This is a genomic window from Pantanalinema rosaneae CENA516 (genome assembly GCF_050753385.1).
GTDB classification, from domain to species: Bacteria; Cyanobacteriota; Cyanobacteriia; order Leptolyngbyales; family Leptolyngbyaceae; genus Pantanalinema; species Pantanalinema rosaneae.
In genome coordinates, this window is the sequence record NZ_JBLZFZ010000006.1 from 92,425 (window position 1) to 105,927 (window position 13,503).

The window sequence follows — 13,503 nt, forward strand, 5'->3', positions numbered from 1 at the left end:
AGAACACTCCTCGCAATCGTTCGATTGAATTTACCGTCCTATGCTTCCTTCTGATCGATTAGTTTCACTTTGGTGGCTAATCCCAGCAGTTGCAGAAATTGGATCGTCATCCAGGTTAGGTCAATTTCCCACCATTGCATGCCATGACGGGCAGAATGTTGATAGGCATGGTGGTTGTTATGCCAACCTTCGCCATAGGTTAATACCGCGACCCACCAGCAGTTAGTGGAGCGATCGCCCGATTCATAGGTACGGTAGCCAAATTGATGGGTGGCGCTGTTGACTAACCAGGTGCAATGGAAGACTGCCACAATCCGCACAAAAATACCCCAAACGACAAACGGCCAACCGCCAATCAAGTAAAGCACAATGGCTAAAGCAACCTGGATCGGGATGAAATAGTTTTGTAAGAACAGATACACCGGGTCGCTATTAATATCTTTGGTAAAGCGGGGTACTTCTGACCGAATCGGTAGATCATGCAGCATCCAGCCCATGTGACTCCACCAAAAGCCCTGATTCGAATCATGGGGATCAAGGGTTTGATCCGAGTGGAGGTGGTGGATACGGTGCATTCCGACCCAATCGATCGGTCCGCCCTGGCAGGATAATGTGCCACAAAACACCAAAAAATACTCCAGCCATTTCGGAGTTTGGAAGCTGCGGTGAGTCACCAGGCGATGAAACCCGAGGGTGATGCCTAACCCCCCAGTCACCCAGTGTAGGAACAAGGCTACACCGACTGCTGACCAGCTAAAGGTTCCCGGCAAAAAGGCAGCCAGAGCGCCTAAGTGCAGGAGTGCCATATAGATGATAATGACCCAATCCGGTTTAAGTTTGTTTGAAGTTGCAACAGTCATGCAGTACTCTCAGTTTGATTTACAGTACCCAATTTGCGCGACAATAGACCTCGCTCAGTAGATGGAACTCGCGAAGGTGATCTGGACAACATCCCGACGCCGATCGCCGCTGATGTGTACGCACCTGGGTTTCCCGCAGAAGAACGAGGCACGAATGAACGGTTCTGGTTTATTAGAAGAAGCAAAACAGGCATTATCCCTGATTTTTTCTGGTATTGACGCTCAGGTCAAGGAGAATCTGCGACGGGTACTGGCAGCATTTCGCCAACACCGCATCGGGACACACCATTTTGCCGGAGTCTCCGGTTACGGTCATGATGACCTGGGACGGCAGGCACTCGATCGTGTCTTTGCCGAAGTCATGGGAGCCGAAGCAGCGGCGGTGCGAGTCCAGTTTGTGTCCGGCACCCATGCGATCGCCTGCGCCCTCTACGGGGTTTTGCGCCCCGGAGACGAAATGCTCGCGGTGGCTGGCGCTCCCTATGACACGTTAGAAGAAGTGATCGGGTTACGGGGTGAGTCTCAAGGTTCCCTTAAGGATTTTGGCATTGATTACCGTCAATTAGAGCTAACCCCCTCTGGCACGATCGCTTGGGAGGCGTTGAGCCAAGCCATTCGTCCGCAGACCCGGTTAGTCCTGATTCAGCGTTCCTGTGGGTACTCCTGGCGACCCAGTTTATCGATCGCGGATATTGAAAAAATTATTCATCTGGTGAAACAGCAAAATCCCCACACGATTTGTTTTGTGGATAACTGCTATGGCGAGTTTGTTGATACTCAGGAACCGACGGCGGTAGGCGCGGATTTGATCGCAGGGTCACTAATCAAAAATCCGGGGGGAACGATCGTTACGGCAGGGGGGTATGTCGCCGGACGGGCGGAGTTAGTGGAAATGGCAACCTGTCGGCTGACGGCTCCTGGGGTGGGCAGTTCCGGTGGGGCTACCTTTGACCAAAACCGCTTGCTATTTCAAGGACTCTTTCTGGCTCCCCAAATGGTGGGTGAAGCCCTGAAAGGCAACCATTTAACCGCCTATGTGTTTGAGCATTTGGGCTATCCGGTGAATCCCTCGCCGTTGGCGGCACGTCGGGATGTGATTCAAGCCGTCAAGTTAGGGTCGCCGGAAAAACTGATTGCCTGCTGCCGCGCGATTCAACAACATTCCCCGATCGGTTCCTACCTCGATCCCATTCCAGCGGGTATGCCGGGATATGAAAGTCAATTGATTATGGCGGGTGGGACGTTTATTGATGGCAGTACCTCGGAATTTTCGGCAGACGGGCCATTACGCGAACCCTATATCCTGTTTTGCCAGGGGGGAACCCACTGGACGCATGTGGCGATCGCTCTGGAAGCGGCGATCGCAGCAGTAGGAGCCGCAACCTGAGCCTGACTTTGAGAGCATGAGTAAATCTGGAGAGGATAATTGACGATGATTCGGATTGGCAATGGCTACGATATTCACCGCTTGGTGCCAGAACGTCCGTTAATTCTGGGGGGGATTAAAATTGACCATAGTTTAGGGTTATTGGGACATAGTGATGCCGATGTCCTGACCCATGCAATTATGGATGCCATGTTGGGGGCATTGAGTTTGGGAGATATTGGTCATTACTTCCCGCCCACCGATCCCCAATGGGCAGGAGCCGATAGCTTGAAACTGTTAGAGCAAGTGGATCAATTAATTCAGGCGCAAGGTTGGCAGATTGGCAATATCGACTCGGTAATTGTGGCAGAACGCCCTAAATTGAAGCCGCATATTGCGGCAATGCGCGATCGACTGGCAACTGTCCTCAAGCTCCAGCCGGATCAAGTTGGCATTAAAGCGACCACGAACGAAAAACTGGATGCGACGGGACGGGAGGAAGGCATTGCTGCCTATGCTGTCGTGTTACTGGTCAAGCCGTAGCCCTTAAGTGGACGATAGAATTAGGACAACTCAGGTGATTGGCAAGGCTGATGCTCCGAGCGGTAGCGGCGTAACTTGTCCGATAACACACTTTAATGCGGCAGTGGAGGGATACCGATCGTGATTCGAGGCTCATTAAAACGGTGGAGTGTAATACTTCTGGCATTATTGGGGTTTGGCATCACGATCGCCGTTACGGCTTGTAATCCTGATACGTTGAACGTGCGATCGGCACAAGGAGTCCAGTTAATCAGTGCGACAACGGGTGATCCGAAGACGTTTAACTATGCCCTGAGCAATTCTGTTCCTAATATTTTTCCCTTCACCTTTAGTGGTTTGGTGGATGAGCATGGGGTGACGGCTGAAGTGATGCCGGCGTTGGCAGAGTCCTGGACAGTTTCGGACGACAAGCTCAAATTCACATTCACATTGCGGCAGGGACTTAAGTGGTCGGATGGTCAGCCACTAACGGCAGATGATGTGCTGTTCTCCTTTAACGATGTCTATTTGAATGAAAAGATTCCAACGGATGTCCGAGATGCCCTACGAATTGGTTCCAGTCGGGCGTTGCCAGTCGTCAGAAAGCTGGACGATCGCCGGATAGAGTTTACCTTACCAGAACCCTTTGCGCCCTTCCTGCGGAGTATGTCCGCCGCTATTCTGCCAGCCCACATTTTGCGGGAGATGGTCTATACCAATGATGCCGATGGCAAGCCAAAATTTATCTCCACCTGGGGCACCGATACTGATCCCAGCAAGATTGTGGTGAATGGGCCGTATCAAGTCGAAAGCTATACTGCCAGTCAACGGGTGGTGTATCGCCGCAATCCCTATTACTGGCGGAAGGATGAGCAAGGACAACAATTACCCTACATCGATCGCATTATCTGGCAGATTGTAGAAAATGCGGATGTGCAGTTGTTGCGGTTCCGTTCCGGTGAATTAGATCTATCCGGGGTGCGGGCGATCGATTTTCAGTTGTTGAAACGGGAGGAGAAACGGGGTGGTTTTACGATTCGCAATGGGGGACCCTATTCCGGCACAACTTTTCTGGCGTTCAATTTGAACCAGGCGAAAAATAGTAAAGGGCAGCCATTTGTCAATCCGATTAAATCCAAATGGTTTAATACGAAGGAATTTCGGCAAGCCTTTGCCTATGCCCTCGATCGCCAGAGTTTAATCAATAACTTGTATCGAGGATTAGGGGAGTTACAAAACTCGCCGGTTTCGGTACAAAGCCCCTATTTTCTCAAACCAGAAGAGGGCTTAAAAGTTTACGAATACAACCTTGAAAAAGCTAAATCTCTCCTCAAAAGTGCTGGGTTTAAATACGATTCGAGAGGGCAATTATTAGATGCGGATGGGAATCGCGTTCGCATCCGTTTATCTCTACCGGCAGGAAGCCCCCGCACTCAGCAACTAGGGGCACAGATTCAGCAAGATTTGAGACAAATTGGGGTGCAGCTTGATCTTGATCCGGTGGATTTTAATGTGTTAGTTGAGCGCATTGATGCCCGGAACTGGGAAATGTATTTCCTGGCTTACACCGGGGGAGTGGAGCCGAATGAAGGCTCAAATTATTGGATGTCTACGGGCACATCCCATGATTTTAATCAGGGACAAAAGCCGGGACAATCACCGATTTCCGATTGGGTCGTTTCCGATTGGGAGCAGGAAATCGATCGCTTGCTCATTGCGGGAGCTAAAGAGTTTGATGAAGCAAAACGCAAGCAAATTTATGCCCAGTTTCAACAAATTGTGCAGGAGCAAGTCCCGGTGATTTATTTAGTCAATCCGATCGCGTTATCGGCAGCTCGGAATGATGTGCAGAATATTCAATTTTCTGGCTTGGATTGGCGTGGTTCCCTCTGGAATATCTACGAATTGAAAGTAGTGAACCAATAAACTAATGAAGATAGGTTTGGAGAAATTCAGTTGCCTGGGGAACCGGCATCGGTTGGCTGAACAGATAGCCCTGCATTTCCTCACATCCCAGCGATCGCAGGATCGCTAATTGCTCCTGGGTTTCTACCCCTTCCGCCACGACATTGAGATTCAAGCCGCGTCCTAACGCAATCACAGCCGCCACGATCGCATGATCTCGATCGTCGGTGGTTAAATCCTGAATAAAGGATTGATCAATTTTGATCGTATTCAGCGGAAATTTCTTCAGGTAGCTTAAGGCGGAATAGCCTGTGCCAAAATCGTCTACGGCAATATGCACTCCCATGGTGCGTAACTGTTGCAGCAGCGTTGCCGTAAAATTCACATCTTGCATGGCGGTGGTTTCGGCAATCTCTAATTCCAGGCAGCCAGGATCGAGCGTCACCTCTGTCAGGATTTGGGATACCGTCTCCAAGAGGCGTTGTTGATGAAACTGGCGGGCGGACAGGTTGACGGCAATCCGGCGGGATGGTACTCCCATTTCTTGCCAGAGTCGCTGTTGGGTACAAGCTGTGCGTAATACCCATTCCCCGATCGGCACAATCAAGCCATTTTCTTCGGCTAAAGGAATAAATACGGCGGGAGAGATAAACCCCAGATCCGGGTGTTGCCAGCGCACTAACGCTTCCATCTGGGTAATTTCGCCAGTGGTGATATTAATCTGAGGCTGGTAATAAATAATAAATTCCTGGCGTTCCAGAGCATCGTGGAGTCGATTTTCCAGGGCAAGTAACTCGGAGGCTTTGGAGTTGATCGCCGGAGTATAAAACTGATAGCCATTGCGCCCTTGATCCTTGGCACGATAAAGGGCGGCATCAGCATTTTTGAGTAGGGTTTGGGCATCCTCACCATCATGGGGATAGAGAGCGACACCAATACTGCTGCTGATATGGAGGGTATGACCGCTTAACTCAAAGGTGGGTCTAAGGGCTTCAATCAGGCGTTGGGCAATCTTGCTGGCATCCTCTGAAGTATTAATTTGGGGCAGGAGCAGGGTAAATTCGTCTCCGCCCCAGCGCGATACGGTATCCCCTTCCCGTAAACAGCGTGATAGTCGATAGGCAACCTCCTGGAGGAGTTGATCTCCGATCGCATGCCCCAACGTGTCGTTAATCACTTTGAACCGATCGAGATCCATAAACATCACCGCCAGGATCGTGTTGCTCCGTTGTGCCTGGGAGAGCGCTAAGGGCAAGCGATCGTTAAATAACATGCGATTCGGTAAGCCCGTTAAGAGGTCATGAAATGCCTGGTAACGAATGGTCGCTTCGGTATGTTTCCGACTGGTAATATTCTCAACGGTGCCCTCGTAGCCCACAATTTGCCCGTGTTCATCGCGAATCGCCCGAGCACTTTCCGATACCCAAATGATGCTGCCATCCTTACGGTACACCTCGGATTCAAACCCCTGAATGCTACCCTGCTCTTGAACCTGTTGGATAAACTCCCGCCGCCGATCGGGGTTGACATAAAGCTGATGTTCAATATCTGTTAGCATTGTCATCAGATCTTCGGGAGAATCATACCCATAGATCTTTGCCAGCATGGGGTTGACCATGAGGTAGTGTCCCGATCGGGTCGTCTGAAAAATCCCCTCCACGGCATTCTCAAAAATGCTGCGGTATTTCTGCTCGGCTTGCTGGAGGACAAATTCGGCATGTTGGCGATCGGTGATATCCTCCAATGTGCCCATCACTCCAATGATGTCCTGATTACTATTCCGAATCGGAATTTTATTCACGTTCAACCACAACTGTTTGCCGTTTTTGAGGGTGGTTGACTCCAACAGATTCATTTTGGCTTGCCCGGACTTGATAATCTGTCGATCCTGCTGGCGAAATCGCTCGACTGCTGCTTCGGGATAGGGCAGGTCATAATCAGTTTTGCCCTGAATTTCTGCTGCCGGAATACCAACCATGCGGGCAAAGTGTTGATTGCAACCGATATAGGTGGATTGGCGATCCTTCCAGAAAATCGAGATCGGTAGGTTATCTAACAAGAGACGAAGAAATGCCTCAGATTGAGGGTGGGGGTCAGCCAGGGTGGTCGATCGCCACAAACCCAGTTCTGCGGTAACCTCAGAGACTGCCCTGATCACAGCCTGATCCTCCACCTGAACCTCAGTCATAAAGAATACTAATACCGCTAAGACCTGCTGATCTGCCAGCACCGGCATACCGAGAGCCGCTTTAAACCCCATTTCTGCCGCGATCGGGACTCGCAAAAACTCCTGATCGGTTGACTCAGCCAGATCTAGAATCCATTCAGGCTGCTGGGACTGCCAGACCCGCCCCGGTAAACCCTGTCCACGGGCAAAAGTGATTGGCTGGCTGACCAACCGGAAGGGATCAAAGGGGGAGGTAGCGAACGATGGTTGGGCAAACCAAACCGGGCTACAGTCTAAGCGAGTGTGGTCGCTGTTGGGTAGCCAAACTTCGGCAAAAGTCCAGCCCATAGACAGGCAAATCAGCCGCAATGCTTCCCTGATCGCCGCTTGAAATGTTGGCATCTGTCCTAACCAGGTGCGTAGCACCGCGCGATCGATGTCGGGTAGCGCCCGTTGCCAATTCTGTAGGCTAACATCCTGATTAATTGGATTCATCAAATTCTACGGATGGTGATCGCTCTGCTGATGCTTGCAGCACCCCGGAATCCTGGCAAGACAACGGACAGATTCTCAGAAGGATAATATATCAAGCCTGATCTTTTTTTAGCAGGAATTCCCTAAAACGACATTGGAAGCAATTGGCAATCGCGTGGCAGAATTTAGATAACTTAAAGATCGCTGATTTTTCCCGATTCCATGACTGCAACTATCCCTAATCTGCCCAGCCAATACGATCCTGTAACTACTGAAGCCAAGTGGCAGCAGTACTGGGAAGCGCATCAAGTCTTCAAAGCTGACCCCAGCCGTCCGGGAGAACCTTACTGTGTGGTAATTCCACCGCCCAATGTCACGGGTAGCCTGCACATGGGGCACGCCTTTGAAAGTGCGCTGATTGATGTATTGGTACGCTATCACCGGATGATTGGGCGGAATACGCTGTGGTTGCCGGGGACAGATCACGCCAGTATTGCTGTCCATACCATGCTGGAAAAGCAACTGAAGACCGAGGGCAAAACTCGGGAGGATTTAGGTCGGGAACAATTTTTACTCCGAGCGCAGGAATGGAAAGCCAATTCGGGGGGCACGATCGTCAACCAGCTACGCCGTCTGGGGGTATCGGTAGACTGGTCGCGGGAACGGTTTACGCTGGATGAGGGGTTATCCAAGGCAGTATTGCTTGCCTTTAATCAACTCTATGAAGAGGGGTTAATTTATCGCGGCAAGTATATGGTCAACTGGTGTCCAGCCACTCAGTCGGCGGTGTCCGATCTGGAGGTGGATAACCAGGAAGTGAATGGGCATCTCTGGCATTTCCGCTATCCCCTGACCGATGGATCGGGATATGTGGAAGTGGCGACCACCCGCCCGGAAACCATGTTGGGTGATACCGCCGTAGCCGTGAATCCCAATGACGATCGCTACAAAGCATTGATTGGCAAAACGTTAACCCTGCCGATCATGAATCGGGAAATTCCGATTATTGCTGATGAGTATGTTGATGCCAGCTTTGGTACGGGTTGTGTCAAAGTTACCCCTGCCCATGATCCGAATGATTTTGAGATGGGCAAACGCCACAACCTACCCATGATCACGATCATGAACAAAGATGGCTCTTTGAATGAGCATGCGGGTGAATTTCAAGGGCAGGATCGGTTTGTTGCCAGAAAGAATGTGGTGGCTAAATTGGAGTCCCTCGGTTGCCTGGTGCGGGTGGAAGACTACAAACATACAGTCCCCTATGGCGATCGCGGCAAAGTTCCGGTAGAACCGCTCCTATCTACCCAATGGTTCGTCAAGATTGAGCCTCTGGCAACCCGGGCGTTGGACTTCCTGGATCAACAGCAGTCGCCGTTGTTCGTGCCGGAACGCTGGACGAAGGTCTATCGCGATTGGTTAGTCAGCCTGCGGGATTGGTGCATTTCGCGTCAACTCTGGTGGGGGCATCAAATTCCCGCCTGGTATGCCGTGGATCAAACCGGCGGCGAAATTACCGACACTACCCCGTTTGTCGTGGCTCAGACGGAAGCCGAAGCCAGGGAAAAAGCGATCGCTCAGTTTGGGGACACGGTTCAGCTTCAGCAAGATCCGGATGTGTTGGATACCTGGTTTTCTTCGGGATTATGGCCGTTCTCAACGATGGGCTGGCCGGAGCAGACTGCCGATCTGGAACGCTACTATCCCACAACAACCCTGGTGACGGGGTTTGATATCATCTTCTTCTGGGTTGCCCGGATGACGATGATGGCGGGGCACTTCACGGGCAAAATGCCATTCCAAACCGTTTACATTCACGGGCTGGTGCGGGATGAAAATAACAAAAAGATGTCTAAGACATCAAATAATGGTATTGATCCCCTATTGCTGATTAATAAGTATGGGACGGATGCCCTGCGCTACACCTTAGTCAAAGAAGTGGCTGGGGCAGGTCAGGATATTCGGATGGAATACAACCGCAAAACCGATGAATCGGCTACGGTAGAAGCCTCCCGCAACTTCACGAACAAATTGTGGAACGCCTCCCGGTTTGTGTTGATGAATCTGGCAGGGGTGACGTTGGCAGCAGAACCCACACTGCCTCCAGTCGAACAATTGGAATTTGCCGATCGCTGGATTATCTCTCGCTTCTATCAAGTCACCCAGCAAACCCGCCATCAGATTGAGAAGTTTGGGTTAGGCGAGGCGGCAAAGGGCTTGTATGAGTTTATCTGGGGCGATTTTTGTGACTGGTATATTGAACTGGTGAAATCTCGCTTACAGGGAACCGATAGCCAATCTAAGTCAGTGGCGCAACAAACGCTGGTGTTTGTGTTGGAAGGGACGCTGAAGCTGTTGCATCCGTTCATGCCCCATATCACTGAGGAGATCTGGCATACCATCACTCAGGCAGGGGACGATCGCTGTCTGGCAGTCGCGGCTTATCCAGAGGTGAATTCCATCTTGATTGATCCGGATCTGGAACACCAGTTTAATTTACTGTTTGACACGATTCGCACGATTCGCAACCTGCGGGCAGAGGCCGAAATTAAGCCGGGGGTGAAGATCCAGACGATTCTACAAAGCGAAAGCGATCGGGAACGGCAGATTTTGCATGCTGGACAAACTTACATTTGTGATCTGGCAAAGGTGGAAACCTTGACGATTTCGGCGGAAACTAGCGAAACTACAGAATCCTCCCAAATGGTGGCGGGAGTCGTCGGCACCGTTCAGGTACTGATTCCGTTAGCCGGGGTGGTTGATCTGGAGGCATTACGGTCTAAGTTAGAAAGAGATTTGAAAAAAATTGAAGCAGAAGTGAACTCGCTGTCTGCCCGGTTAAATAATCCCAATTTTGTCAACAAAGCCCCGGCGGATGTGGTGCAGACGGCACAGGCAACGCTGGCGGAAGCCAAAAAGCAAGCGGAAATTCTGCAAGCTCGATTGGCTAAACTGTAAGTCATCTGCTCTGCTTTTTCTCGCCCCCACGTAAATTCACTCAGTCCCCCGAACTAAAGACCGTATAATCCTGAGCAGATGAACTTTTGTCAAGATGTTGATTTGATGTTCAAGTTGTGAAATTATCCGCATTCGCTTGTAGTGTTCACATACTGAGCTTTATGTTTATTTTGATACCCCGACAATGCAGAGAGGCAAGGTCATGCTGCATTTAGCTCAGGTGCAAATCGCAGAAAAGTCTGGCAAGGCAGGGGTGCGTTTGCTGGCATTTCAGCGATCGGATTACGCCTGGATGACCATTCAAGACGAGGAGTTTCTGCCGACTGAGGCCGCGTCGTCGTGGAGTAATGGCTTGCTGGTTTTAGTCAAGCTATCGGCTAGCCGGGAAGTGCTGGAAATTCGGGATGCGAAGGCCTGGGTGCTGGATATTGTGCAGAGCTTTTTAGTCAGTGGGGTGACTCCGGACTTTTTACGCGAGGAAACGGAACGCGCGGAACAGTGGCGGCGCAGCTTAACGTTACAAAGCCAGGAACTCGATCGACGGGCGTTAGAATTGGAAGCCCGCCGGGAGCAAATTCAACAACTGGAAGAAACACTGAAACGCGAGAAAAAACAGTTGGAACAAATGGCGGCTGAATATAAAACTAAGCTTAATCCCTCAAATTAAGGGTGTTGTCGTTCAGCAAGTGTAGGTAAGTTATTGATCATTGCCTCTGAAAATCCTTTGAGCTAGGGCATACTAAAGGACACAATTTTGGCTTGTCCTGGGTTCTATGCATCTACTGACGAAGGGGTTCGGTGGTCGGATTAGTCGGAAATGGCTATTGCTCGCTGGTGTCACGATCGCCCTGGTGCTGCTCCTGCGCTTAGGGTTAAGTTTTCTGCCGCGTCCCACTCCCTCTCAAACAGCGGCATTCCAACCATTGACGACGATCGCCCCGCAGGCGCAACGGGTGGAGGTGGGCTTCTATCCCATGCATGTTTATGAACTGAATATTGCCAGTAATACTTACTATATTGATGCCTACGTTTGGTTGAAGTGGCAGGGGAAACTTGATCCGATCGCGAATTTGGAATTTACCAATGCCGTGGATGAATGGGGCATGACCCAGAGAGCCGAATACGAGAAACCGATCCAACAGGCGGATGGTAGCTGGTATCAGGGCTTGCGGATTGAGGGGCGATTTTTCCAGCCCTTTGGGCTGTCTCGCTATCCCCTGGATCAACAGCAGTTGGGCATCACGATCGAGAATTCGATCTATACCGCCAATCAACTGGTGTATGTGGCAGATACAAAGGATTCTGGCTATGTGGATACCTTATCGGTGCAGGGGTGGCAAATTAGGGGTTGGCGACTTCAGAACTTGCTCCATACTTATCCCAGTCGATTTGGGTTTGTGGAAACGGCGACCAATCCCTATTCGGCGGTACGGTATGAATTGCAAGTTACCCGACCCCTGAGTTACTTTCTGTGGAAATTGTTACTGCCTCTGGTGATTGTGTTGGCTTCCAGTTGGGGCGCATTGCTGCTGAATCCCACCTATGTTGATCCGCGCATTGCCATTCCGATTACTGCCCTATTAACGATCGTGTTTTTGCAACAGTCCTATTCCAGTGCCTTACCGGAATCGGGTTATTTAGTCTTGTTAGACAAAATTTATGCCCTGGCGTATTTGTTAGTGATTGCCACGATTATGGAGGCGATCGTCACTGCCGATTGGGTGAAAAGTGGCGAGCCAGAAGCTATTCAGCGGGTCCTCCGGCTCGATCGCCCCTTTTTGATTGTCCAATGCTTCATCCTGGTCAGTGGAATTCTCCTATTGATTACCCTGGCATGAACAAGGTGCAACTGATGCACGATTGATTCGTCAGACTCCTCCAGACCGATGGATCATGACAGGCATGAATTCCTTGCCATCCCAGACGGGGGGATGCTTTGAATCAAGGTGGACTGGTTATTGGTTCCGAACTTGGCGAGCCAGATCCAGCAGTTGTCCCCACCGTTTTTGGACTTGCTTGGTCGTCCACTTCAGCGTTTTGGCAATCTCCTGTTCGCTGGTTTGAGCTTGCTTCAGCGCCAGTAATTGTTGTTGGTCAGGGGTTAATTGATTCAGGAAAACTTGCCATTGTGGCGTGGATAGTCCCAGATTTTGATCCAGATCCGCCCCCAACCATTGATGAACTAGCTTCCAATTTTGCGAAAGGGTAAATTTTTCCACATGATACTTAAAGCGTTGTTGTAAATAATCCCGTTGACGGGCGGTTAAGCCCAGAATCTGATCAATTTCTGGGGCAGATAAATCTTTTAATTTCAGAATCAAATAGTTGACGCAATCGGTTTGTCCTTCGGCTTCCAGATAGTGAACCAGTTCACTGATCACCCGATCGCGCAGCACCGCTTCCGAAGAATCGATCGCATCGGCAACGGTTTGTTCCCGCAGTTGTTGGACGATCGGCGAGCGATTGTGCGCTTCAGCATCTTCACCCTTCGGCGATTCCAATGCTTGCTCAATGTCTACCGATACTTCCATCGGTTGCCGTTGTCCAAACCGTTGTGCCCGCAGGACAATTAACTGCTGAGTTTGTCCACCGGGTAGCCCAATCCGACGTTTGGCATACTGCTCGGTAAATGCCATGTATTCGGCTAACTCCAGACGGGTACGGGGTTGGTAATCCTCGGCCAGGGTATTTTCCCGCCGCATTGCCTTTAATGATTCGGAGTAGAAGCCTTGCAGGAAATCTTCGATTAAGGTGTAGCGAGCTTGAAATCCTAACTGCATCCGGGTGGGAGCCACGTAACGGTAGACCATAGAACCCAGGGTACTATGAAGTTCGACCCGTCCCCGCCGGGAACCCAGGTGGTAATAGTTCAAGCACTTTTGCATCCGGTGGCGAGCCAGGGACAGTTGCCAGGTACGCATTTGACCGGAGGATTGAATCCGACCGCTTTTACTACAAATGCGATCGACTTCGGCGGCAATCCGGTTGGCGAGAGTTTCTACAGTGCGGTGAGAGCCGTTCACTTCAGACCGTAATTCGCTGGCAATCAGTTGGGTAAGCGCATCAATGCCCATCAAGTTGGGATTGCGAGGAGCCGCCTCAGAAGTTGTAGCCGGGACGGCAGTCGGTTGAGAACAGAGGGTCGGAGCAACGGCGCAGGGCGCATCGGTAGCTGTGGGGTCAACGGTGGTTGAGCGGGAAAAAGCTTCAAAGTTCATGGTTTGGTAGTGCACAGATACAGGGGTGGCAGG

9 protein-coding genes are annotated in these 13,503 nt (G+C 50.8%); 6 read left to right on the plus strand and 3 right to left on the minus strand.

Going from position 1 to position 13,503, the window contains the following annotated elements; genetic code table 11:
- Positions 1 to 38: 38 nt before the first annotated feature.
- Positions 39 to 860: an acyl-CoA desaturase gene (locus ACN4EK_RS05005; protein ID WP_431656392.1), complete on the minus strand. Its 822-nt coding sequence runs from the start codon at positions 858 to 860 to the stop codon at positions 39 to 41.
- 154 nt (positions 861 to 1,014) lie between these two features.
- On the opposite strand from ACN4EK_RS05005, the gene ACN4EK_RS05010 reads away from it, so the two are divergent.
- The 3 genes from ACN4EK_RS05010 (at position 1,015) to ACN4EK_RS05020 (ending at position 4,674) form a co-directional block, all read left to right on the plus strand.
- A complete protein-coding gene (locus tag ACN4EK_RS05010; RefSeq protein WP_431656393.1) occupies positions 1,015 to 2,247 on the plus strand; it encodes a methionine gamma-lyase family protein in 1,233 nt (410 codons plus the stop codon).
- Between the two features lie 45 nt (positions 2,248 to 2,292).
- A complete protein-coding gene (gene ispF, locus ACN4EK_RS05015; protein ID WP_431656394.1) occupies positions 2,293 to 2,769 on the plus strand; it encodes a 2-C-methyl-D-erythritol 2,4-cyclodiphosphate synthase in 477 nt (158 codons plus the stop codon).
- A 120-nt stretch (positions 2,770 to 2,889) separates the two neighbouring features.
- Positions 2,890 to 4,674: an ABC transporter substrate-binding protein gene (locus tag ACN4EK_RS05020; RefSeq protein ID WP_431656395.1), complete on the plus strand. Its 1,785-nt coding sequence runs from the start codon at positions 2,890 to 2,892 to the stop codon at positions 4,672 to 4,674.
- A gap of 1 nt (position 4,675) precedes the next feature.
- Here the strand turns inward: ACN4EK_RS05020 and ACN4EK_RS05025 are convergent, their stop codons facing one another.
- Positions 4,676 to 7,315, minus strand: coding sequence for an EAL domain-containing protein (locus ACN4EK_RS05025; RefSeq protein WP_431656396.1), 2,640 nt, complete (start codon positions 7,313 to 7,315; stop codon positions 4,676 to 4,678).
- Positions 7,316 to 7,516: 201 nt separating this feature from the next.
- On the opposite strand from ACN4EK_RS05025, the gene ACN4EK_RS05030 reads away from it, so the two are divergent.
- The 3 genes from ACN4EK_RS05030 to ACN4EK_RS05040 all read left to right on the plus strand — a co-directional run bounded on the left by ACN4EK_RS05030 (position 7,517) and on the right by ACN4EK_RS05040 (position 12,090).
- Positions 7,517 to 10,252, plus strand: a complete 2,736-nt coding sequence (locus ACN4EK_RS05030) for a valine--tRNA ligase (RefSeq protein ID WP_431656397.1) — start codon at positions 7,517 to 7,519, stop codon at positions 10,250 to 10,252.
- Between the two features lie 202 nt (positions 10,253 to 10,454).
- On the plus strand, positions 10,455 to 10,919 hold the full coding sequence (locus ACN4EK_RS05035; RefSeq protein ID WP_431656398.1) for a hypothetical protein: 465 nt from the start codon (positions 10,455 to 10,457) through the stop codon (positions 10,917 to 10,919).
- Positions 10,920 to 11,025: 106 nt separating this feature from the next.
- Entirely contained in the window at positions 11,026 to 12,090 is a 1,065-nt protein-coding gene (locus ACN4EK_RS05040) for a ligand-gated ion channel (protein WP_431656399.1), read from the plus strand.
- 117 nt (positions 12,091 to 12,207) lie between these two features.
- Here ACN4EK_RS05040 and ACN4EK_RS05045 read toward each other — a convergent pair whose 3' ends face one another.
- Complete coding sequence (locus ACN4EK_RS05045; RefSeq protein ID WP_431656400.1) at positions 12,208 to 13,470, minus strand: HetZ-related protein; 1,263 nt, start codon at positions 13,468 to 13,470, stop codon at positions 12,208 to 12,210.
- Positions 13,471 to 13,503: the final 33 nt, after the last annotated feature.

Bases quoted from the DNA above. Each gene is read 5' to 3' on its own strand.
- ACN4EK_RS05005 (WP_431656392.1), bottom strand. From the start codon at position 860: ATGACTGTTGCAACTTCAAACAAACTTAAACCGGATTGGGTCATTATC.
- ACN4EK_RS05010 (WP_431656393.1), top strand. From the start codon at position 1,015: ATGAACGGTTCTGGTTTATTAGAAGAAGCAAAACAGGCATTATCCCTG.
- ispF (WP_431656394.1), top strand. From the start codon at position 2,293: ATGATTCGGATTGGCAATGGCTACGATATTCACCGCTTGGTGCCAGAA.
- ACN4EK_RS05025 (WP_431656396.1), bottom strand. From the start codon at position 7,315: ATGAATCCAATTAATCAGGATGTTAGCCTACAGAATTGGCAACGGGCG.
- ACN4EK_RS05030 (WP_431656397.1), top strand. From the start codon at position 7,517: ATGACTGCAACTATCCCTAATCTGCCCAGCCAATACGATCCTGTAACT.
- ACN4EK_RS05035 (WP_431656398.1), top strand. From the start codon at position 10,455: ATGCTGCATTTAGCTCAGGTGCAAATCGCAGAAAAGTCTGGCAAGGCA.
- ACN4EK_RS05040 (WP_431656399.1), top strand. From the start codon at position 11,026: ATGCATCTACTGACGAAGGGGTTCGGTGGTCGGATTAGTCGGAAATGG.
- ACN4EK_RS05045 (WP_431656400.1), bottom strand. From the start codon at position 13,470: ATGAACTTTGAAGCTTTTTCCCGCTCAACCACCGTTGACCCCACAGCT.